16 protein-coding genes are annotated in these 22,623 nt (G+C 57.3%); 12 read left to right on the top strand and 4 right to left on the bottom strand.

Annotated features, from left to right (window positions below):
* Nucleotides 1-115: 115 nt before the first annotated feature.
* Nucleotides 116-2,914: a response regulator gene (locus B3520_RS13170; protein WP_286807465.1), complete on the bottom strand. Its 2,799-nt coding sequence runs from the start codon at nt 2,912-2,914 to the stop codon at nt 116-118.
* A 148-nt stretch (nt 2,915-3,062) separates the two neighbouring features.
* Between B3520_RS13170 and cysM the strand changes: the two genes are divergently transcribed.
* The 9 genes from cysM (at nt 3,063) to B3520_RS13125 (ending at nt 16,646) form a co-directional block, all read left to right on the top strand.
* Entirely contained in the window at nt 3,063-3,962 is a 900-nt protein-coding gene (gene cysM, locus B3520_RS13165; protein WP_286807464.1) for a cysteine synthase CysM, read from the top strand.
* The gene (gene rlmD, locus B3520_RS13160) at nt 3,959-5,329 is read left to right on the top strand and encodes a 23S rRNA (uracil(1939)-C(5))-methyltransferase RlmD (RefSeq protein WP_286807462.1); all 1,371 of its coding nucleotides are present in this window, start codon (nt 3,959-3,961) and stop codon (nt 5,327-5,329) included. Before cysM ends, rlmD begins: the two co-directional genes overlap by 4 nt.
* A 59-nt stretch (nt 5,330-5,388) precedes the next feature.
* Nucleotides 5,389-7,626, top strand: coding sequence for a GTP diphosphokinase (gene relA / locus B3520_RS13155; RefSeq protein WP_286807460.1), 2,238 nt, complete (start codon nt 5,389-5,391; stop codon nt 7,624-7,626).
* Nucleotides 7,627-7,710: 84 nt separating this feature from the next.
* Nucleotides 7,711-8,517: a nucleoside triphosphate pyrophosphohydrolase gene (gene mazG, locus B3520_RS13150; RefSeq protein WP_286807458.1), complete on the top strand. Its 807-nt coding sequence runs from the start codon at nt 7,711-7,713 to the stop codon at nt 8,515-8,517.
* Between the two features lie 220 nt (nt 8,518-8,737).
* Nucleotides 8,738-10,030, top strand: a complete 1,293-nt coding sequence (locus B3520_RS13145) for an HD-GYP domain-containing protein (protein WP_349678484.1) — start codon at nt 8,738-8,740, stop codon at nt 10,028-10,030.
* A gap of 262 nt (nt 10,031-10,292) precedes the next feature.
* Nucleotides 10,293-12,254 (top strand): AAA family ATPase, encoded by a 1,962-nt coding sequence (locus tag B3520_RS13140; RefSeq protein ID WP_286807456.1) that lies wholly within the window; start codon nt 10,293-10,295, stop codon nt 12,252-12,254.
* Between the two features lie 134 nt (nt 12,255-12,388).
* A complete protein-coding gene (locus tag B3520_RS13135) occupies nt 12,389-14,566 on the top strand; it encodes an SEC-C metal-binding domain-containing protein (protein ID WP_286807454.1) in 2,178 nt (725 codons plus the stop codon).
* A 344-nt stretch (nt 14,567-14,910) separates the two neighbouring features.
* Nucleotides 14,911-15,612: a hypothetical protein gene (locus tag B3520_RS13130; protein ID WP_286807453.1), complete on the top strand. Its 702-nt coding sequence runs from the start codon at nt 14,911-14,913 to the stop codon at nt 15,610-15,612.
* Nucleotides 15,613-15,677: 65 nt separating this feature from the next.
* The gene (locus tag B3520_RS13125; protein WP_286807452.1) at nt 15,678-16,646 is read left to right on the top strand and encodes a hypothetical protein; all 969 of its coding nucleotides are present in this window, start codon (nt 15,678-15,680) and stop codon (nt 16,644-16,646) included.
* A gap of 10 nt (nt 16,647-16,656) precedes the next feature.
* Here B3520_RS13125 and B3520_RS13120 read toward each other — a convergent pair whose 3' ends face one another.
* Nucleotides 16,657-18,027, bottom strand: a complete 1,371-nt coding sequence (locus B3520_RS13120; RefSeq protein WP_286807451.1) for a S8 family serine peptidase — start codon at nt 18,025-18,027, stop codon at nt 16,657-16,659.
* 131 nt (nt 18,028-18,158) lie between these two features.
* Here B3520_RS13120 and B3520_RS13115 point away from each other — a divergent pair, with 131 nt between their 5' ends.
* From B3520_RS13115 to B3520_RS13105, 3 genes are read left to right on the top strand one after another with little or no spacing between them, the layout of a single operon-like run.
* A complete protein-coding gene (locus B3520_RS13115; RefSeq protein WP_024460518.1) occupies nt 18,159-18,650 on the top strand; it encodes an RNA polymerase sigma factor in 492 nt (163 codons plus the stop codon).
* Nucleotides 18,647-19,378, top strand: a complete 732-nt coding sequence (locus B3520_RS13110; RefSeq protein WP_286807450.1) for a hypothetical protein — start codon at nt 18,647-18,649, stop codon at nt 19,376-19,378. Before B3520_RS13115 ends, B3520_RS13110 begins: the two co-directional genes overlap by 4 nt.
* Before the next feature lie 57 nt (nt 19,379-19,435).
* The gene (locus B3520_RS13105) at nt 19,436-19,942 is read left to right on the top strand and encodes a CC0125/CC1285 family lipoprotein (protein ID WP_286807449.1); all 507 of its coding nucleotides are present in this window, start codon (nt 19,436-19,438) and stop codon (nt 19,940-19,942) included.
* 49 nt (nt 19,943-19,991) lie between these two features.
* Here the strand turns inward: B3520_RS13105 and greB are convergent, their stop codons facing one another.
* Both greB and B3520_RS13095 read right to left on the bottom strand, forming a co-directional pair.
* Nucleotides 19,992-20,513 (bottom strand): transcription elongation factor GreB, encoded by a 522-nt coding sequence (greB, locus tag B3520_RS13100; protein ID WP_024460515.1) that lies wholly within the window; start codon nt 20,511-20,513, stop codon nt 19,992-19,994.
* A 2-nt stretch (nt 20,514-20,515) separates the two neighbouring features.
* Nucleotides 20,516-22,453 carry a S9 family peptidase gene (locus B3520_RS13095; RefSeq protein WP_286807448.1) on the bottom strand — a complete coding sequence of 646 codons (1,938 nt, stop codon included), beginning with the start codon at nt 22,451-22,453 and terminating at the stop codon, nt 20,516-20,518.
* Nucleotides 22,454-22,623: the final 170 nt, after the last annotated feature.

Below are 22,623 nucleotides of genomic sequence, written 5' to 3'. Positions count from 1 at the left end.
GCTAAGAAATAGCGTTATTGGATGGCTCCCAAGGAAGGAACCTACTTATTAAAGTATTATCATATCATTTAAAGCAGCGGTCTGAGAATCACCGATTGCGCCGGAATCGGTAAATTTACGGGTCGACGTCGAATAAAGCGCTGATATCCCGCTCGTAAGCCCAGCGTAAAATCTCGTCCACCTCATTGTCGAGCGCCCTGATCGGGCTGGCGACTTGATCATACTGACGGGCCTGCAGTATTTTGTCGAGAAGGCCGCTGATCCGTTTCAGGCGGGGCACGCCGCAGTAGCAGCAGCTACCGTACAGTCGGTGCACCAACTCTTCCAGCTGCTCGAAATCCTGGTTGTCGAAGGCCTGGTTGATGGCGTCCCGCTCACCACCCAGGTTCTTGACCAGCATTTCCAGCATGTCCCGGGCCAGGGTCGGCTTGTGGTTGGCGAGCTTGAGGCACAGGGGAATGTCCACCGGGCTGGGCTGTTCATCCTCGGCCAGTTCAATGGCGGGCAGCCTGGGTTGGGTCGGCGTGCCGTGAACCGGGCCCTCCACGGCCTGACGCCCATTGAGCGGTACCCAGCGATTGACGATATGGGCCAACTGGTTTTCGCTGACCGGCTTGCTGACGCAGTCGTCCATACCGGCGATCAACAGTTCCGCTTTTTGTTCGGTCATAGAGTGGGCGGTGAGGGCAATGATCGGGGTGCGCCGCCGGGGGTGATCGATGCGCAGCCGTTTGGTGGTCTCGATGCCGTCCATGCCGGGCATCTGGATGTCCATGAAAATCAGGTCGAATTCCTGTTTCCGACACCATTCCAGTGCTTCCTTGCCGCTGGTGGCCAGTACCACTTCGGTGTTCAGACCGCGCAGCAGCTCTCCGGCCAGTTGCAGGTTGGCGGGATTGTCATCGACCACCAGAATGCGGGCGGCGGGTTTGCCGCCGGCGTTCGGGCCTTTGCTCTGGGCGTCGCCCGGGCGCTTCAGGGGAATGTCCATCTGCCGCGCCAGGGTCTCCAGCAATGCCTCGTAGCTGATCGGTTTATTGATGAAGGTGGTGCTGCAGGTGTCCACGCCCTGGCGGAACAGGCGCTGGTGTGCCGGGGTGCAGCAGGCGATCAGAATGCAGTCGAATTCGCGCCGCAGCTGTTGGGTCAGGCTTTCCAGCAGGGGCGCCTGGAGCTTGCGCTCGCTCGGTGCGATATCCATGAACACCAGGCGAAACGCATCGTCCCGCTCCTGGGCTTTGCGCAGGGCCGGGAAGATATCGTGAATGGAGGAGATGGTGTCCGTGTCGGCCTGCCACAGGTGCAGCAGTTGCTCCAGTTGGTGGCAGGACGGGGGGTTGTCGCTGCAGATCAGGGCCCGTTCTCCCAACAGCAGACGTTCGGCCGGGGTCTCCGGCAGACTCTTGTCGATACCCAGACGGGCGGTGAACCAGAACCGGGCCCCCTGCTCGGGCTGGCTCTCAACGCCGATTTCGCCGCCCATGCGTTCCACCAGTCCCTTACAGATCACCAGGCCGAGACCGGTGCCACCGTATTCCCGGGTGCTGGAGGTGTCCGCCTGGTTGAACGCGCTGAACAGCCGCTCTTTCTGTTCGGCGGTGAGGCCAATGCCGTTGTCACTGACGCTGACCTTGAGGGTGAGCTGGGTTTCCTGGCGGTTGATCAGGGCGGTGTGCACGACAATGTTGCCCTGCTGGCTGAACTTGATCGCGTTGCTCACCAGGTTGGTCAGCACCTGTTTGAAGCGCAGCGGATCACCGAGCAGGTGCAGCGGCAGGTTGTCGTCGAGCAGGGTCACCAGTTGCAGGTTTTTCTCGTGGGCATCCGGCGCCAGAATGTGTACGGCTTCCTCCACAACTTTGCGCAAGGGCAGGGGGACATAGTCCAGCGTCAGTTTGCCGGACTCGATTTTGGAGAAGTCCAGAATGTCGTTGATCACGGTCAGCAGGTTCTGGGAGGAGTCCCGGATGGTCTCCAGGTACTCTTTCTGCTGTTCGTCCAGGTCGGTTTTCAGGGCCAGATTGGTGAACCCGAGAATGCCGTTGAGCGGGGTGCGGATTTCGTGACTGGTGTTGGCCAGAAACTCTGATTTGATCCGGCTGGCTTCCAGGGCCTCCTTGCGGGCCATGTTCAGCTCGATATTCTGGATCTCAATGGTTTCCAGGGTCTCGCGCAGGTCCTCGGTGGACTGGTCGATGTTCACCTGCATATCCCGGTGAGCCTGTTCCAGGGATTCGGCGGTGTCGTTCACCGCTCGGGCCAGCTCGTCCAGCTCACGGCTTCCCATACTCGGTAGGCGGCGGTCCATCTGGCCGCGGGCCATGCCCTGGATTGTTTCCCGGATCTGGTTCAGTGGGCGCGTTAAGTGCTTGTAAAGACGGGTGGAGAACCACGCACACAGCGCCAGGCACACCAGCGTCAGTACCAGGGTAATCAGGATGGTCTGGTAACGCAGCACCAGAAACGGTGAGGCCAGCAGCTCCACCTCGATCCAGCCGGGCGATGGCGCGCCGTCCCGGCCCGGGACCGGATGGGCAAAGCGGATCGATTTGGGGGTTTCCCGCTGTTGGGGCTGGCTCAGGTCCGCCGGTGCGGGATTGACCAGCGGCAGCATGCGAGGCCCGCTGTGAATGGTGGTGCCGCTGTCTTTGAGATACAGCTCGACGGCCCGGATGTAGGGCTCTTCCAGAGAGGCCTGAATGACCGAGCGCATTAGGTCCGGGTCATTCCGGCTCAGGGTTTCGGCGCTGATTTCGGCCAGTTTCTCACTCAACGCGCCTCCGCGCTGGCTGACAAACTTGTTCAATTGCGCCAGATACAGGTAGGTCAGAGTGAAGGCGAGGATCAGGGTGACACCCAGGGCGGGGAAGAGTACCAGGCGCCATATCTGGGTTTTGATGTCGGTCAGTCTCATGGGGCTTGTTATCGTTTCCGTTCCGTGTGCGGCCAAGTCCGCTGGTTTGGTTTCACCTTAGCATATTCAGCGGTAGAATAGCGGGCTTTTGCGGGGTCTGTGAAGCGGTTCCCAGCCCCGTCCCATCGATGGTTATGGCGTTCAGATTATGGCGGTATCCCCTTTTCCGACGATTGTGTCCTGTGTTGGCAATACACCGCTGGTGCGCCTGCAGCGGCTGCCCGGCGACACCAGCAACGAGATTCTGGTCAAGCTCGAAGGCAATAACCCGGCGGGTTCGGTCAAGGACCGGCCGGCCCTGTGGATGATCCAGCAGGCTGAGGCCCAGGGATTGATCCAGCCGGGCGATACCCTGATCGAGGCCACCAGTGGCAACACCGGCATCGCCCTGGCGATGGTGGCGGCGATCAAAGGGTATCGGATGATCCTGATCATGCCCGATAACAGCACTCAGGAGCGCAAGGATGCCATGACGGCCTACGGCGCCGAGCTGATTCAGGTGACCGAGGAGGAGGGCATGGAAGGCGCCCGCGATCTGGCGCTGAGGATGCAGGCCGAGGGGCGTGGTCGGGTACTCGATCAGTTTGGCAACGCCTCCAACCCCCAGGCCCACTACGAGACCACCGGCCCGGAAATCTGGCATCAGACCGACGGGCGGATCACCCACTTCATCAGCTCCATGGGTACCACGGGGACCATCATGGGGTGCTCCCGCTATTTCAAGGAGCAGAATCCGAACATCGAAATCATCGGCCTGCAGCCGGATGAAAACGCCAAAATCCCGGGGATTCGCCGCTGGCCGGAAGCCTATCTGCCGAAAATTTACGACGCGTCCCGGGTCGACCATATCGTCAATATGCCCCAGCAACTGGCGGAGGAGACCATGCGGGCCCTGGCCCGTCAGGAGGGCATTTTTGCCGGGGTCTCTTCCGGCGGTTCGGTGGCGGCGGCGCTGGAGTTGAGCCGACACGTCAGCAACGCAGTGATTGTGGCCATCGTCTGTGATCGGGGCGATCGCTACCTGTCGTCCGGCGTATACCGGGCATGAGCCGCCGGCCACCCGCGCGTCCCGGTCGGCGACCCCGCTCGGGGCGCAAACCCCGGTTCCAACCCCGACACCTGCCCGATGCCCTGACCGTGGAACGCCTGAGCCACGACGGCCGGGGCATTGTCCGCTGGCAGGGCAAGACCCTGTTTGTCGCCGGCGCTCTGCCGGGGGAGTCGGTCCGCGTGCTCCTGGAAGGGGAGCAGAGCCGGTACGCCGAGGGCTCCGCCGCCGAAGTGCTCGCGCCAGCACCGGAGCGGCAAACCCCGCCCTGTCCACATTTTCGGGAGTGTGGCGGCTGTCAGTTGCAGCACGTGCGGCCCGATACGCAGCTCACTTTCAAGCAGAAGGCCCTGCTGGACCAGTTGTCCCGGTGGGGCGGCGTCGTACCGCGCCAGGTCGCCCCCGCCATTGAATCCCCCAGCGAGGGCTATCGCCATCGGGCCCGCCTGGGCGTCTGGACGGACAAGCGCGGCCAGGTCACCCTCGGGTTTCGTCGACGGGGCCAGCGGGAACTGGTGAGTATCGGGCACTGCGATGTGCTGGCACCGGCGCTCAACGCCCTGATTGAACCGCTGAACCGGTGGCTGTCTGGCCTTCAGGCGCGCGGCGCCATCAGTCATATCGAGCTGATTCTGGCGAGTGAAGGGCCAGCGCTGGTTCTCCGGGAAATCAAAACGCTGAAAGACGCTGATTGCGAAGCGCTGGCCACCGCTTTGCCCGCCGTCCCGCCGGAGCGGATCTGGCGCCAAATCAACGACCAGAGCACGCTACTCACGTTGGGCGGAGAGCCCTGTGATCCCCGGCTGAGCTACGAGCTACCTGAGTTCGATCTCAGCCTGGCGTTTCATCCCCAGGACTTCACCCAGGTGAATGCCGAGGTCAACCGCCGCATGGTCCACCAGGCGATGGACTGGTTGGCCCCTCGGCCCGGAGAGCAGGTGCTGGACCTGTTTTGTGGCATCGGCAACTTTACGCTACCCTTGGCCCGCTCCGGCGCCCGGGTACTGGGGCTGGAGGGGGCCGCCAGCATGGTGAGCCGGGGCGAAGAGAACGCCCAGCGCAATCACCTGGAGGCAAGCTTCGCCCAGGCCAACCTGGCCGACCCCAGCCCCGCCATGCGCCGCCGTTGGGGCACGCCGGATGCGGTGCTGATCGACCCGCCGAGAGAAGGCGCGCGCGAGGTTCTGGACACAGTGATAAAACTCCGGCCGGGCCGCCTGGTCTATGTGTCCTGCAATCCCGCCACCCTGGCGAGGGATGCCGCCGAATTGGCCAAGTCGGGTTATGACTTGCAATCCGTCGGCGTGCTGGATATGTTCCCGCACACCGAACATGTGGAATCCATGGCGCTGTTCGAGCGCCGCTAACACCGACAGGACGATCTCCGGGCTTTTTGACGGCCGGGGGTCGAGGGTGAACAAGACCGATGGTAAAAGTTCGAGAAGACCATCCCGTTGCCGACGACGGCACCATTGACATTGACGCCTGGCTTGAGCGATTGCCCGGGGCGGCGGAGCGCTCAGAAGAAAGCCAGGCGCAGCTGCTCCGGGCCTGTGCCCTCAGCGCCGAAGCCGACCGGGTCAACACTCAGGTTGAGTATGACTGGGGCAGCAGTTGTCTGAGTATCGGGCTGGATATGGCCGAGTTGCTGGCGGATCTGCAACTGGATCAGGACACCCTGGTGGCGGCCATTCTCTACCGGGCGGTGCGCGAAGAGCGCCTCACCCTTGAGGCCGTCCAGAAAGCCTTTGGCGAGACGGTGGCCAAGCTGATCAAGGGCGTATTGCGCATGGCCGCGATCAGCTATCAGCGCGGCGATGGCGACGAGCGGGTGTTCGGTCGGCAATCCGAAGAGCAGGCGGAAAATATCCGCAAGATGCTGGTGGCCATGGTCGATGATGTGCGCGTGGCGCTGATCAAGCTGGCCGAGCGCACCTGCGCCATACGCGCGGTCAAGGACTCAGGCCCCCAGCGGCGGCGGCAGGTCGCCCGGGAAGTGGCGGACGTCTACGCCCCCCTGGCGCACCGCCTGGGCATTGGCCACATCAAGTGGGAACTGGAAGACCTGGCCTTCCGCTATCTGGAGCCGGCGGATTACAAGCGCATCGCCACACTGCTGGATGAGCGGCGGCTGGCGCGCCAGGAATACATCGACAACGTCCTGAAGGTGTTGCGCGATGAGTTGAAAGACGCCCATATTGACGGTGAGGTCACCGGCCGGGCCAAGCACATTTACAGCATCTGGCGGAAGATGCAGCGCAAGGGCATCAGCTTCTCCCAGGTGTACGACATTCGGGCCGTGCGCATACTGGTGCCCACCGTGCGCGACTGCTACACCGTGCTGGGTATCGTGCACAGTCAGTGGCGCAACATCCCCCACGAGTTCGATGACTACATCGCCTCGCCCAAGGAAAATGGCTACCGGTCACTGCATACCGCGGTCATTGGTCCGGACAACAAAGTACTGGAAATTCAGATCCGCACCTTCGCCATGCACGATGAGGCGGAGCTGGGGGTGTGTGCCCACTGGCGCTATAAAGGTACCGATACCGATGCCAGTGAAAAAAGCTACGAACAGAAAATTGCCTGGTTGCGTCAGGTGCTCGAGTGGCACGACGAGTTGGGCGGCGACGGCCAGCCGCTCAAGGAAGGCCTGCGCGCGGTAGATCAGGACCGCATCTACGTGTTTACCCCGGAAGGCCACGTGGTGGATTTGCCCAAAACCGCCACCCCGCTGGATTTTGCCTACCGCATTCACACGGATGTGGGTCATCGCTGTCGCGGTGCCAAGGTCAACAACCGTATCGTGCCCCTGAACTATCACCTGAATACCGCCGATCAAGTGGAAATTCTCACCGGCAAGCGGGAGGCGCCCAGCCGGGATTGGCTGTCGCCGGCACTGGGCTATATCAACACCGCCCGGGCCCGGGCCAAGGTGCAGCACTGGTTCAAGGTGCAGGCACGGGACCAGAACATTGCCGAAGGTCAGGCGCTGTTGGATCGGGAATTCAAACGGTTGGCGCTGCTGGATCTGGATTTCGAAGCCCTGGCCCACAAACTGAATATGCAGAGTCTGGACGACCTCTACGCCGCGGTAGGCGCCAGCGATATCGGTGTCGGTCAGGTACTGAGTGCCGCTCAGCGACTGCTCAAGGCCTCGCGCCCGGAAGAGCTGGTCATCCCGTTCAAGGCCAAATCCGGCAAACGCAAGAAAGATTCGGATGTCTACATCGAAGGTGTGGGCAACCTGCTCACCCAGATTGCCAGTTGCTGTAACCCGGTCCCCGGGGATGCCATTACCGGCTATATCACCCTGGGTAAAGGCGTGTCCATTCACCGACAGGATTGCAGCAACATCTTGCAGCTTCAGGCCGATGAACCCCAGCGGATCATCAAAGTGTCCTGGGGTGAGACGCCTCAGAGCAGCTACTCGGTGGATATCATCATCGAAGCCTACGACCGTCAGGGGCTGCTGCGGGACATCACCACACTGCTGGACAGCGAACGTATCAACATCAGCGCCATGCAGACGCTGTCCGACAAGCGCAAGAACACCGTGGATATGCTGGTCAGCGCCGAGATTCGAAGCATCGATGAACTGAGCCGAATCCTCACGCGCCTCAACCAGCTACCCAACATTGCCTCGGCCCGCCGCAAACACTAAGCGCTGGCACCAAAACAACCCGTAGGGCGGATAAGGCCAACGGCCGCATCCGCCGCAACCCAAACACTCGGGACCATCACAATCATGCCTCACACTGTAGACGACTTACTCTACCTCATGTCCCGCCTGCGCGAGCCCAACACCGGCTGCCCCTGGGACCTGAAGCAGTCCTACCGCACCATCGCCCCCTCCACCCTGGAAGAGGCCTACGAAGTGGTGGACACCATCGAGCGGGGCGACTATGACCATCTGCGCGAAGAGCTCGGAGATCTGCTGTTTCAGGTGATTTTCTACAGCCAACTGGGCAAGGAAGAGGAGCGCTTTGATTTCGGCCAGATCGTTGATGGCTTGGTGAGCAAACTGATTCGCCGTCACCCGCATGTCTTCCCCGATGGCACCCTGGACAGTCGCGTGGACGACCAGGCCTCATTGCCGGCGGATGTCAAACAGCGCTGGGAGGCCATCAAACAGCAGGAGCGGGAAGAGAAGGGCGTGCGGGGTGTACTCGACGACGTGCCCCTGAATCTCCCGGCCCTCAGCCGCGCGGCCAAATTGCAAAAACGCGCCGCCAACGTCGGCTTCGATTGGCCGGACGTCCGCGGTCCCCTGGGTAAAATCCGGGAGGAGACCGACGAGTTGACCGAGGCGCTGGAGGCCGGCGACCAGGCTCACCTGACCGAAGAGCTGGGCGACCTGCTGTTCGCCGTCACCAATACCGCCCGCCACCTGAAGATCGACCCCGAAGCGGCTCTGCGTCAGGCCAACCGCAAGTTTGAGCAGCGCTTCCGCTACGTCGAGCAGAATGCCGAGGGAAATCTGAACGATCACTCTCTCGAAGCCCTCGATACCCTCTGGAACCAAGCCAAAACCCAACCCCGTAGGTCGGATTAGCGCAAAGCGCGTAATCCGACAATCCCACCCGATCCCCACAACGTGGGCTTACGGCCTTCGGCCTAAACCAACCTACGAATCGGTAAGCCACTCCACCAATCGATTGCAACGCCATCTTATGACTCTGGCGCCGAAATCAGCCTTCTCCTTATAAACAAAAACTCTGTGACCACCCCAATGAAATCGGTTAACCTCCAATCCGTGAACTACAATAAAAGTGATGGAATCTCGGCCAGGAGAAGTAACGGTGAATTGGCAAGACGTCCAGCCGGATTCGATGGACCGGAGCACAAGCTCCATCAAAATCCACGTCTCCGAGCTCAGAGTCGGCATGTTCGTTTCCAAACTCGATCGGGATTGGCTCGATACGCCGTTCCTGGTGCAGGGCTTTATGATCGAAGGCCCGGAAGATGTCGACACCGTGGCCGAATACGCCGAGTATGTCTGGATCGACGCCGTGCCGACGAATTGGCGGCCCCCGGAACAGCGCACTGGCCTGAAAGCCGCCATCCGCCCCAAAACCACCTACATCAATAAAGTTTCGGCCCGGGAAGAGCACGGTCAGGCGATCAAGGTGTTTCGCCAGGCCCGCCAGCTCACCAAAACCCTGGTCGATGACATTCGCCTTGGGGGTGCCATCAATACCGAACAGGCCAAAGCCACGGTTCGGACCTGCGTCGACAGCATCCTGCGCAACCCCGATGCGCTCCTGTGGATGACCAAAATCCGCAATGAAGACGAATACACCGCCGAGCACTGCCTGAACGTCTGCATACTGGCCATCGCTTTCGGGCGGCACCTGGGCATGGAAGAGGCGGACCTGGAAAAGCTGGGTCTGTGCGGTCTGCTCCACGATGTGGGCAAGATGCGGGTACCGCCGGACATCTTGAATAAACCGGGCGCGCTCACCCCGAAAGAGTTCAACATGATCCGGGCCCATACCGTGCACGGCCGCAACCTGTTGCTGTCCACGCCGGGCATTTTCAACGTGGTGGTGGACGTGGCCTACACCCACCACGAACGCATCGACGGAACCGGTTATCCGCGCAAACTGCCAGCGGAAAAAATATCCCGCTTCGCCCGCATCATCGCGCTGGTCGACGCCTACGATGCCATGACCGCCAACCGCTGTTACGCGGAGGCCATTCCCACCACCTCCGCTCTGAAAAATATCTACAAGGATCGCGGCACCCATTTCGATGAGAAGCTCGCCCTGGAATTCATCAAAAGCATCGGCCTTTATCCCCCGGGCACTATCGTACAGCTGCGCAACGAGCTGGTGGGCATAGTGCTGGAAACCAGTAAGAAGTACCGCCACCTGCCCAAGGTGATTCTGATCAAGCGAGGCGAGCGACCACTCAAAAAAGAACAGGTCATTAACCTGGCGGATGTGGAGCGGGGTCAACTGAAAGACGATTTCCTGATTCAACGGGCCCTCAAAGATGGGACCTACGGCATCAGTGTGGCCGAATACCGGGAAAAGGGGCTGGTGTTTCGGGCGGCGACGCCATAGCGACAAGCTTCCCGGGTTTGCAAAAAATGTGAGATAGTGCACACTTTAGCCGGTGAATGGGCGGGCTTTGACGCAAAAATCCGCGTAAAGCAATAAACGTTTAAGGTAAAGATTTTTCTGGGCAGACCGGGGATATATGTCAATCTGACGTACTTAAACACGTCATTCTGACGCGATTAAGTACGTCAGATTGATGTTGAATATACTGTTATGGCAATGCTCAATCAAGAATAGGAAGCAACATCAATCAATTGGAGGCAAGATGAAGTTAGCGAAAGCACATATCAAAGAGTTCCGTAGTATTAACGACTCTACGGAGTTCGAAATTAATGATATCACTTGCCTTGTGGGGAAGAATGAGTCAGGGAAAACGGCAATTTTGCGAGCCCTGTACAAGCTCAATCCAATAATTGAAGAGGATGGTTATTTCGATGTTACGGATGACTATCCAAGAAGAGATGTTTCCGACTATGAAGAGGCTGTAGAAGAGGGCGAGCGTGAGCCTGCAGTAGTTGTCACTGCTACTTATGAGTTGGAAAACGAAGACATTTTGGCAGTCGAAGCTATCTATGGTGAGGAGTGCTTCGCCTCTAGCAACCCGATAGTATCACTTTCAAAAGACTACGATAATAAGCGAACATTCGGAGAGCTTAAGCTAAACCAAGAAAAGGCACTGCAATACCTGATAAAATCAACAGATTTATCCGCTACAGTAAATGAGCAAGCGCTGGCAGCTGGCTCTGTTACTGAGGTCTGCTCTATTATCGAAGTTGCTGAGCAAACAGATGCTGCACAGTCGTTGTTACGCAAGATTAAACCTATAAAGGAAAACGGACTTAGATACGTCGTTTACAACGACATATTAAGAAGCAGAATTCCCAAGTTCTTGTACTTCGACGACTATTACCAGATGAAAGGCCAAGATAATGTAGAGGCGCTCCAAAAAAGGCGTGCAGAGAATACGTTAATTGAATCGGATCACCCCTTGCTTGGCTTGCTCTCTCTTGCAAAGTTAAAACTAGACGAGCTTTCAGATCCAAAGCGCACCGAAGCGTTACTATCAAAATTAGAAGCAGCTGAAAACCAGCTTACCTCACGAGTGCTCAAGTATTGGTCGCAAAATAAGCACATACGGCTGAAATTTGATATTAGACCTGCTCAACCAGAAGACCCAGAAGGAATGAGATCCGGAACCAATATCTGGGGCCGTGTTGTAGACACCAAGCACATGGTTAGTACCCCTTTGCGGACTCGTTCGAGAGGTTTTGTATGGTTTTTCTCTTTTCTAGCCTGGTATTCTGATCTGAAAAGGAATAAGGAAAATCTAATTCTTCTTCTGGATGAGCCAGGATTATCCTTGCATGCAAAGGCGCAAGCAGATCTTCTGGAGTATTTTGAGAAAGAGTTGCGGCCACACCATCAGGTTATTTACTCGACGCATTCTCCGTTTCTTGTGGATTCCACGAGGTTTGATCGAGTTCGCATTGTGCAAGACATTAGTGTCGAAAAATCTGACGAATTAGTGCCTAAAGAGAAAGAGGGAACCAAGGTCACTACAGAAATTTTAGAGGCCACTGAGGATAGCCTATTTCCGCTACAAGGTGCTCTAGGCTATGAAATTCATCAAACATTATTTGTAGGACCAAATAATCTTGTAGTGGAGGGTGTTTCTGATCTTCTGTATTTGCAAACAATTTCGTCGTTGTTGCAGGAGAGCGGTGAGGACGGGCTTAGTGACCAGTGGACAATTACTCCAGTGGGCGGATCTGACAAGGTATCGACCTTTGTTTCGTTGATTGGCTCCCAGAGAAGTCTAAATGTTGCAGTTCTGATCGACTACCAAAAAAAGGATAAGCAAAGCATCGAAAATATATTCAAGAAAAAGCTTCTTCATAAGAAGTCCGTGCTTACTTATGCGGATTTTACTGATGGAGACGAGGCTGATGTGGAGGATATGTTTAACGAGGGGTTTTACCTAAAACTAGTAAATAAGGAATATGGAATAAATATATCTGTATCTGACCTAAGAAAAGGCAAAGGGCGAGTAGTAAAGAAAGTAGAGGAATATCTAGAAAAACACCCTCTACCAAATGGGATTAAATTCAACCACTATCGTCCTGCCAAGTATTTTGCGTCAAAGATTAGCGAACTAAAAAAGGATCTAAGCGATTCGCAGCTTGACAGGTTCAGACAGGCATTCGGCTCTCTCAATGACCTCATCTAGCCTTGGGAGGCCATAACAAGCGGCTGCTTTCCGACTGCCAATAATGTCACTCCTTTTGCTGTCGCAAAAACAGCGCCACTTTTGGCAGCCGCAGAGCCGAGCGTTAGGCGCCAGCCCAAAATCGGTGTATATCAATGAATGATGTAATAAAAACTGAGCAGGAATTGTTTGATGAGCTGGAGTCGCTATGCAGATCTCCGGGCTACCTACATGCTATAGCTTACTTTTGCTTTAGAGATAACACTATTCGGTATAAAGATGGCGAGATGGTTGTTGATGATGTGATTCAGCAATTTTCATTTGAAAGGCTTGTTCGTACTGAAATTTCGACATTAATAGGTTTGGCGTGTAAAGGCCAACTTAATATTACTCATCCAGGACCGAAAAGCATTCAGGAATATATTGATAAAACCGAATCTCTATTAAAAAGTTTGCATAAGGCTATGATGCCTCCACTAGAAGAAATATTTGATAAAAGCAAAATTGGAGACCCTAGCTTTAATCCTTTCAGGACAGGAAAAGCGTTGAGAGAATCGATATTCTATGGAGGAGAGGCCGCCTATAACTTTCAATATCGAGATCTCGCATTAATAAAGTATAAAAATGATAGCGATTGGTTCCAGAAGAATAAGGGGTATTCAATTCAAGAAGCAGAACAGATAGTATCTTCTTTGCTTCTTTTGCAAAACACTAAAATTAGCGATGTGATTCCCTCTCAACTAAAGACGCTATCGCCGGAAGATTGGACAATGCTTCCTGGATTCGTCTTTACCGATAAGGAATTGTCAGAAAAATCCGGTGTAGATCTAGAGGTCACGAAATTCTTTCTTGAGTCGTTTACTTGTCCGCCGGACATTGATAAAAATCAGTTCTCCGCTTTAGATGACTTCAACCCTATGAATGCTTACCCAATTATAAGGGTGAGCGAAAGTGAGTTCATTTTGTTTCAAAATTACGGACTGCTAGAGGCCTTGTATGAAACGCCTTTCTTTTGGTTCAATGCGGACAATAATTACAAAGTTAAAGCTAGAGAAAACAGAGGGTTATTCACTGAAAGTTTCTCAGAAGAAAGGCTTAATCTCGTATTTGGTAAAAATAGGGTTTTTACCAATATTGATATTTATAAAGATAAGAAAACTAGAGTTGGAGAAATAGATGTACTTGTTATTTTTGCCAATAGGGCAATTGTTCTTCAAGCAAAATCAAAAAAATTAACAATTGCCGCAAGAAAAGGGAACGACAATAGTCTTAAGGAAGACTTTAAAAAAGCGGTTCAAGATGCTTATGATCAAGCATACCAATGCGCCGAGTTCTTAAATGATGAAAGCTACCGGCTGCAGGACTCTTCTGGAAGCGAGCTAAAGATATATAGAGAATTTGAAAGCATATATCCTTTCTGCGTAGTCTCTGATCATTATCCCGCTCTTAGTTTTCAAGCACGTCAGTTTTTAACATATCAAACGACGAAAGAGATTAAGCCTCCATTTGTCATGGATGTTTTCCTTCTGGATGTTATGACTGAGATGCTACAGTCTCCACTACATTTTCTGAGCTATGTAAATAGAAGGGTCGAATACGCGGAAAGGATTTTATCTAATCATGAGTTAACAATCCTTTCCTATCATTTAAAGCAGAACTTATGGATTGATAGTGATATTTCTATGATCCAGTTAGGCGATGATATTTGTGCCGATCTAGACTTGGCTATGCTCACAAGGAGGAATGGTGCCCCAGGAATTCAAACCCCAGAAGGTATATTGACAAAGTACAAAGATACCACTTATGGCCGGCTAATAGCTGAAATTGATGGTCTAGACGATCCCGCGACCATTGATCTTGGCTTTCTGCTCCTTTCATTGAGTGGAGACACCATAGAACAAATTAATGACGGGATTGATCAGCTATGTAAATTACATAGTGTGGATGGAAAGCATCATGATTTAACCTTGGGTATAGATCAAGGTAAAACCGGACTAACTATCCATTGCAATGGTGACAAGGTAAATATTGCTGGTCCTAGGTTAAAAAATCACTGTGAAAAAAGAAAATACGCTTTAAAAGCCGATACTTGGTTTGGACTTTGCCTAGATCCTACAAGTAGAAAAATTAAATTCGGTCTTGAGATGAAATTTGACTGGGTGCAATCTGATGAGATGGATCAAGCAATTAAAGATCTTCCAAAGCCCCAGAATCTTAAGAATGGTGGCCGAGTGAACTTTTCGACAAAAAGGCGAAATGAAAAGAAGATAGGTCGTAATGATCCATGTCCCTGTGGTAGTCAAAGAAAGTACAAAAAATGTTGTCTGGTATAGGTATGGTCGGTGTATCGCCTAACAAGCGCATGTTGTCGGACTGGTTTTCCGCTGCGTGAACTTGCACCACTTTGACGGACATTAGCTTACTGCGCCCTAAGCGTAGCCCCGTCTCTGGCTAATCCCTCACCATGATAATGGCCGTGAAATCTACTCTGAGCCCCTTAATGGAATAAAACTCCCGCTAAGACGTTAACTGGTTGAAACCCAATCAGTAGGAGGTCTTAGTCATGAAAAAATCAACACTCGTTCTCGCAATCGCTTCTGTTTTGGCTCTGCCAAGCTCCGCTCAAACCTTCAATTCTGAGGCCGAGGCTGACGCTCGGGTTAGCGCCGATGCGCAGATGCAAACCTCAGGAACTCGTGACGCCGGTGAGCCGGCAGGTGAACAGGATCAGCAGAACGCGGCGTCTACAGAAGCCCGCGGCGATGCGGGCGGCTCGTCCACTGTGAGCCTGCGGTCCGAAGAGCCGTCTTCCCAGGATGAGCCCGCCGAAACGGGCAATGAGGTTTCCGATAACGGGGATGCTATCAACGACGATGCTGATGAAACATCCGGTAGCGCTTCCAACCTGACTGCTGAGTCCCGCACTCTGCTGGAAGGCACTGGCGAGGTTGCTACCTCGGCTGCACAGAATGTCGAGGGCGAAGCCAATGCCGGCGCCGAGGCGGGGCTGACCACGGCGGCGTCCGTCGGTGAGCAAGCCGGTGAGCGTATGGAACAGGGGCAGGGCACGGCCGAAGCCGCTGTTCAGGGTGGCGTTGATACCGCTGCAGAGGCTGGCGCCCAGGCAGAGGAGCAGGCCGCTGCGGCTGTGGAGTCGGCCAGCGTTACGGCGGCGGCTGGTGCCGATGTGGCCGCGGAAGTCAGCCAGGCGGTTGGCAATGAAGTGTCCAACTCGGTAAGCGCGGCAACGGCGACGGCGGTTGATGCGGAGGTTGCCCAGCAGGTGAGCGCAACGGTGGCCGACCAGGTGGCCGGCGAAGCGGCCGGGGCCGCTGAAGCCTCCGTCAAACAGGTACTCGATGCCAGTATCACCCGCTAACACCCACTTCCAGTCAGCACCGGCGGGCCTCAGTCCGACCGGTGCTTTTTTTCGGAGTCATTCCCATGAATATGAATACATTACCCCGAATGGTACTGACCGTTGCCGCCGTTTTTTCCAGTGTTCCCGCCCTTGCTCAGAATGATGGCACGTCGGATAAAAAGGCGGACTTCAACGTGAAACTCCAGGCCGGCGGTGCCTATGATTCGACGCTGTCGGTTGCGTCGCTGGACCAGACATCCAACCAGGGCGACTCGGCAAATGTGTTTTACGGCCGGGTCGGTGGTGAGCTTTATCCGACCGAGCGGATCACCCTGAAAGGCAGTTACAGTCTGTCCTCACGCCGGTATCACGAGGTCAGCGAATTCGACCAGGATCTGGGCATCGCTTCGCTTGATGCTGCCATTGATCTGGCGGGCATTACCTGGGGCCTGAGTCGGCATGTCGCGGACGCCGAGCTCGCGTCCGAGCCCTTGCTGGATCTGACCAGAGACAGCCTCTACGCCGCCAAACTGTTCAGCGAGGGCCTGTATGTTCGCGGTGCCTATACCGACAGCGAAAAACGGTTTGAGAACAACCGCGAACGCAACGCCGATGGCGAAGAACTGGCCGCCGATGTCTATTACTTTTTCAACGGTGCCCGTAGCTTCTGGTCACTGGGCGTGGGCCGCGAGGTGGAGGAGGCCCGTTCGCTGGCGTTCGACAATGCCGCTCTTAAACTGCGGGCTCGCTATTCCTACACAGGCTCGATAGCGGGTAAGGAAAGCCGGATACAGCTGGGTTGGCGGTATCAGGATCGGGACTACGACAACGTAAGCGACGGAGGCTTGCCCGGAACGGGTAGCGCCATGTCGCCGACCGGAACGGGCACTCGGCATGACCGCAGTCATGTGGTCGAAGCGATCTGGTCGCTGAGTTTTACGCAGTGGTTGGCGCTGGAAACCAAGGTCGAGCACGGTAATTACCAATCGAACTTCGACGCGGCGGATTACCGGGAAACCGGGGTGTCGGCGTTGCTGAGTGTGGAGTTCTGAGGTTAGCCCGCTACTCCAACAGGCCGTGGCCAAAAATCGGGTCGCGGCCTTTCTCTCCCAGATCTTTTGCCTGCCCGGCCAGATAGTGCACCACTTCTTCACTGGAGGCCCGTTGCTTGGCCAGGGCACAGGCCACATGAGCGGTCACCGTCGGCGCGGCCATGGAGGTGCCACTCTCGTGGCCAAATTCCCCATTGCCCCGGGTGGTGCGTACCGACACGCCGGGGCCGGCAAAATCGATGTGCTCTCCTCGATTGGCCCAGCGATACACCTGCCTGTCCGCATCCACGGCGGTAATGGCGATTACGCCGGGGTAGGCCGCCGGGTAAAGCGGTGAGGCTGCGGGCCCCTCATTGCCTGCCGCCGCGACCACGGCGGTTCCCCCAGCGGTGATCCGTTCCATGGCGGTGGCGAGTATGCGGTTGTCAGGCCCCGTCAGGCTCATATTGATCACGCTCACCTCCCGCTCGGCCAGCCATTCCAGGCCCGACAGCAGATGCATCATGGTGGCGCCCTGGGCGTATTGATTGCGGCTGTAGAACACGGAGGCGTTATAGAGCCTCGCCTCCGGCAAGCGTGCGGGAACGTCGTCAAAGCTCCCTACCATGAGCCCGGCGACCGCCGTGCCATGGCCGGTGGGCGGACCTTGCTCTCCGGTGCCCTCGGGGTCCGGTAAAAAGGCTTGTTCCACGATGCGGCTGTTGATCAGCCCCGGATGTTCCGTGGCGATGGCGGTATCGATCATGCCCACCTTCACCGGTTGTTCGCACAGCGGTTTGCGCGGGCGCTCGACAGGTGTCGACGATGGGTTGTCGGACTGGGGGTTGTAGATATGGTTGCGGTCCAGCCGTTCGGCCAAGTCGGCCGGCAAGGCTGTCTGCAGAGCGGCGTAGGAATCCAGTCGTGCCGGTACCCGAAAGCGCACCATCTCCAACCCCAGTTTTGGCAGACGCTTCTGCTCCAGGATTTCGACATTCAGCGGTTCCAACAGCGCCCGTTCTTCGGGCGCGAGCATCAGCAGCCACTCGCTCTGTACGGCGCGCCAGCCGTTTTCCACTTCCACCTCCATAAACAGGGTGGCGCCCCGGGAATCCAGTATCGGCAAGCGGCTCGGTAGGGCGCTCAGGGGTTCTTCCGGAGGGCGCAGGTTGTCTGGCAGTTGCTCCGGCAACGGGGCAGTGAACCGGCGCTCCAGGGCACTGGTGACATCGGGTAGGGAGTCCCGGCGCAGGCGCTCTACCGAATCAACGGAGCGCTCCACCCGGTCGGTCACCGCCGATGGCAAACCGATTTGAGCCTGGGCGACGCTGCCCAAGCCCAGCAGGCACAGCACCAGTGGGCGCAATCGGGTCAATCTGGCGGGTCGGCGTTTGGCTTTCATAATCGCATATCCGGTGAAGAAGCTAGTGGGGTACCTGTTACTATAACGGCCTCACCCGATAAAAAATTCCTGGGGCCGGGAATAAAAAAACCGCTGGCCCGTTAACAGGGTACAACAGAAAGGTGCTGTCTATGAAAAGCGAATTGACCGAGGTATTGCCTCAACTGAGGCGGTTTGCCTACTCGCTCACCGGGTCGATGGACGATGCCGACGACCTGCTGCAGAGCACGGTAGAGCGAGCGCTGAACCGCACGGTACCCGAAGGAGTGGAATTGACGAAATGGCTGTTCCGGGTTTGCCGGAATTTGTGGATCGACGGTTACCGCTCCCGGAAGGTCCGTCAGGAAGCGACCTTTGATCCGCAACTGCAGGAGCGCGAAATCGTCGATGGAGAGCGGGCCATGTCGAGCGAAGTCGAACTCGACCAGGTCAGCCGCGCAATGGATCAACTGCCGGACGACCAGCGCCTGGTGTTGTCGCTGGTGGCGGTTCAGGGCCTGTCCTACAAGGAGGCGGCCGCCACGCTGGAAATACCCCCGGGCACGGTGATGAGCCGCCTGGCTCGCGCCCGAACCGCTCTCATACAAAGCCTGAATTCACCTGTTGCGAGGACCAGCGCATGAACATCAACGATGAAACCCTGTCGGCCTTTCTGGACGGCGAACTGCCCCCGGCCGAAATGGAGCAGGTTCGCGCCCGGCTGGCCGAAGACCCGGCACTGGCAGACCGCCTCGCGGAGCTGAGTGCCGTGGACAAACGCGTACGCGAGCGCGCCCACGCCATTGATGAACGGCCGCTGCCGAGCGGTGTACAAAAGCTGTTGGCGGAGGACGACACCAAGGCCGAGTCCGCCCAGGTGATTGCCTTTCCCCTGTGGCGCCGGGCCCGTCAGGCCCTGAATGCGCAAACCGGTATTGCCGCTGCTATTGCGCTGGCGTTCGGGTTCGGACTGGCCGAGATCACCGACAACGCCGGGAATCCGCAGGCCGATGCGTTCCAGTCTGTCGCCGAGCGTCTGGAAACGCTGCCCAGCGGCACCAGTGAAACTCTGCCCGACGGTCGGGAAATCACTCCCCGCCTCACCTTCGTCAACCGCGATGGGCAGCATTGCCGGCAGTACTCGGTGACCGGTGCGGGAGAGCGTTCGGAACACATTGCCTGCCGAGCCCAACAGGCGGATGCCGGCTGGGAAGAGTTGGCCAGTGTTCGGCAGCCGGCCGCAGCGCCCGGCAGTTATCAGACCGCCAGCGGTGGTTCATTGCTGGACAGTGCGCTGGACCAGATGATGGACGACGGCATTATTGAACCGGAGCAGGAAAAACAATTGATTGAAGGCGATTGGCAGCCGTAGCCAGAGGCCATCGGGACAATCGTTAAAGCCCTTGACCAGATAACCGGGAGGTAGTGTATGGAAAAGCCAATACTCGCTTTGATGATGGCTCTGTTGATCAGTGCCTGCGCGGCACCTGAGGTCTACCAACCTGCCTCAGACGGCGGCTACGGCTACCGGGAAAGCCAGATTGCCGATAACCGCTACCGTGTGTCGTTTAAAATGCGCGGTGATACCCAATTCGAAGCCATGGATTACGCTCTGCTGCGGGCCGCCGAACTGACCCTGATGGCGGACCACGATTGGTTCGTCGTTGTTGATCGGCAGATGGATGGCGAGAAGCGGGAGTCAGGAAGCAAATTGGGCGCAAGCCGCACCCGGGAGTGGGAGCGCAGCTGCGGTCTGCTCGGCTGTTCCACTCGCTCCCGCCCCTCCACCACCTACAGTGCCGAGATTCGTTCGGGTGATCGAGCGGAGTCGGAGGTGATCCTGGAAATCCGCCTGGGTAAGGGAGTGCGTCCCACCGAAGGCGACAGCTACGATGCCCTGGAAGTGCGGGAGACTTTGCGCAAGCGGGAGAGTTAGGGAAGCGGCACAGGGAAGTGCACCAATAGGGCTCCGGGCTCGCGGGGCCCTACGGAAGCGCATCCTCATACGCCCGATATTCAATGGCCGCCACCCAGTACACCAGCTCTCCATGCTCCGGGGTGCGCACCACCACTTCATCGTCCACCCGCTTGCCGAGTAGCTGCCGGGCCAGCGGCGAGTCGACACTGAGCTGGCCCTTGCTGAGATCAAACTCGTCCGGCCCGACGATCTGGTAGGTGCGCTCTTCACCGTCTTCATCTTCCAGGGTCACCCAGGCGCCGAAGAAAATTTTGCTCCGGTCCTCCGGCAGGCGATCGACAATGGTCACGTTTTCCAGGCGCTTGCTCAGGTAGCGCACCCGGCGGTCGATTTCCCGCAGGCGTTTTTTGCCGTAGATGTAATCGCCGTTCTCCGAGCGGTCGCCGTTTTTTGCAGCCTCGTGCACGGTCTGGGTCACTTGCGGACGCTCAACCTTCCACAGCTGGGTCAGCTCTTCCTTGAGCCGACGGGCGCCCGTCGGCGTGATGTAGGGCGAGCTTCGGGGGGCGGGGGGACGCCAGCGGCCCATACTCAGTGAATCTCCTTCAGGTGAGCGATGGGCACCGGCTCGATTTTGTCGGCCGGCGTGAAACCGAAAACCTGGCCGTAAAAATACAGCTCGGCCTCCAGGGCTCGCTCAATGTTCGGGCCCTGGCGGAAGCCGTGGCCCTCTTCGGGAAACAGGACCAGCGCGTTGGCGATGCCCTTGTCGGTCAGTGCCTTGACCATGGCTTCGGCCTGGTTGGGGGGAACGATTTTGTCCTCTTCACCCTGCAGGAAAATCACCGGGCACTGGAGTTGTTCGATGTGTCTGATCGGGGAGCGCTCCTGATACACGGCTTGCTGTGCGGGGTAGGGGCCCACCAGGGTGTCGAGGTAGCGGGATTCAAACTTGTGGGTATCCCGAGCCAGGGCTTCCAGATCGCCAATGCCATAAAGGCTGGCGCCGGCCTGGAAAGTGTCGCGGAAGGTGAGGGCGGCCAATACCGTGTATCCGCCGGCACTGCTGCCGCGAATGGCGCAGCGCTCCGGATCCGCCAGCCCCTGTTGCGCCAGGGCCTCGGCGCCGCTGCTCACATCGATCACATCGGTCACACCCCAGTTGCCCTTGAGCCGCTCGCGGTAGCGTCGGCCGTAACCGGTGCTGCCCCGGTAATTGACATCCAGCACGGCAAAACCGCGGCTGGTCCAGAACTGGATTTTAAGGTTCAGGGCGGTCTGGGTCGCTCCGGTGGGGCCGCCGTGGCACATCACCAGCAGCGGCGGGCGTTCGCTCTCCGGTGCCACAAAGTCGGGATTGTGGGGCGGGTAATAGAAACCGTGCGCCTCTTCGCCATCGGCGGTTTCAAAGGTCATGGGTTCCGGGTTGGACAGGTAATGATGGTCCGGGTCCGTAGATGCTGAACGGGCCAGCGGCACCAGCGCCTCGGTGCCCTCGGGCCGGAAGGCCCAGAGGCAGGTGTTGTGCTGCGCGTTGGCCCCCAGAAAGAGCCCCTTGCCGCCGCCACAGCGCACGGAGCTGATGTCGGTCATACCGGTCTCGATCCGGGTCAGACTACCGTGGGTCAGGTCCAGCCGCGCCAACAGCCAGTAGCCTTCCTGGGTGTAGGTGCACAGTACGGTATTGGGGCCGAGGAAATCGTAAGTGGACATGCCAAACACCCACTGGGGCGTGGCAAACTCCGCGTCCAGGTGACACAGGGTTTCCGCATCCTCCCCGGTCCAGCGGTACAGGTTCCACCAGTTGTTGCGGTCCGAGACAAAATACAGCTCACCATCCGGGGCCCACTGCGGCTGAAACACTGACTCGTCCTCGCCCCCGGCGATCATCCGGACATTCTTCAGTGCCCCATCCTCGGATACCTCCGCCAGATGGCACTCGGTGCTGTCCCAGGGCATATTGGGGTGATTCCAGCACAGATAGCAGAACTGGGTTCCATCGGGGCTCAGGCGCGGGTTGCTGTAAAAATCCGCACCGGAGGCAAGCACCCGGGTTTCGCCACTGCCGTCCAGTGCGATGGCGACAATCTCCGCTTTCTCCTCGGTACCGCTGTCGGTGTGATCTTCACGCACACAGATCAGACGCTGACGCTCGCTATCCAGTGTGAGGTCGGCGTAGCGATAATCGCCTTCGGGGGAGATAGCGGTGAGCTCTTTGCCGATCAGCCGGTAGATGCGCTGATCGCTGTCGAGCACGCAGTAGACGACGCCGTCCTGCACGCAGTAGCTGCCGCCGCCATACTCGTTGGCGCGGGTGCGTACGCTGTGGGGATGGGGGGTAACATCCTGGCGCAGGCCTTGGGCGTTGAGCTGCACGAGTACGCTGCGGCCTTTTTCGCTGGGACGGGATTCGAGCCAGTAGATGTCGTCGCCGTCGATGGCGGGTTCGCTGAGGCGGACGGTGCCCTGGGTGAGGGTCTGGGCTTTGATGGGCGAGGCCCAACTTCCGTAGGGGGCGGTGGTAGCCATAGGAGTCCTGTCGCGGTTGGTTGAGTCGTTCGGTGGGTGGTCGTGGACAACCCCTAACCAAACGGTGACAATGCCTTCATTGTCAGTGATCGTTGGCGGTTTATCAATGTGGTTCGGTTTTGTGACTTCGAGGTTCTTGGAGCGTCCGGCCTCGGCAAGGTGAACCCTTT

This window comes from Marinimicrobium sp. UBA4509 (genome assembly GCF_002388575.1).
Taxonomy (GTDB): Bacteria; Pseudomonadota; Gammaproteobacteria; order Pseudomonadales; family Cellvibrionaceae; genus Marinimicrobium; species Marinimicrobium koreense.
Note: the sequence above shows the minus strand (reverse complement) of the source record. Positions and strands in the feature narration are given on the sequence as shown.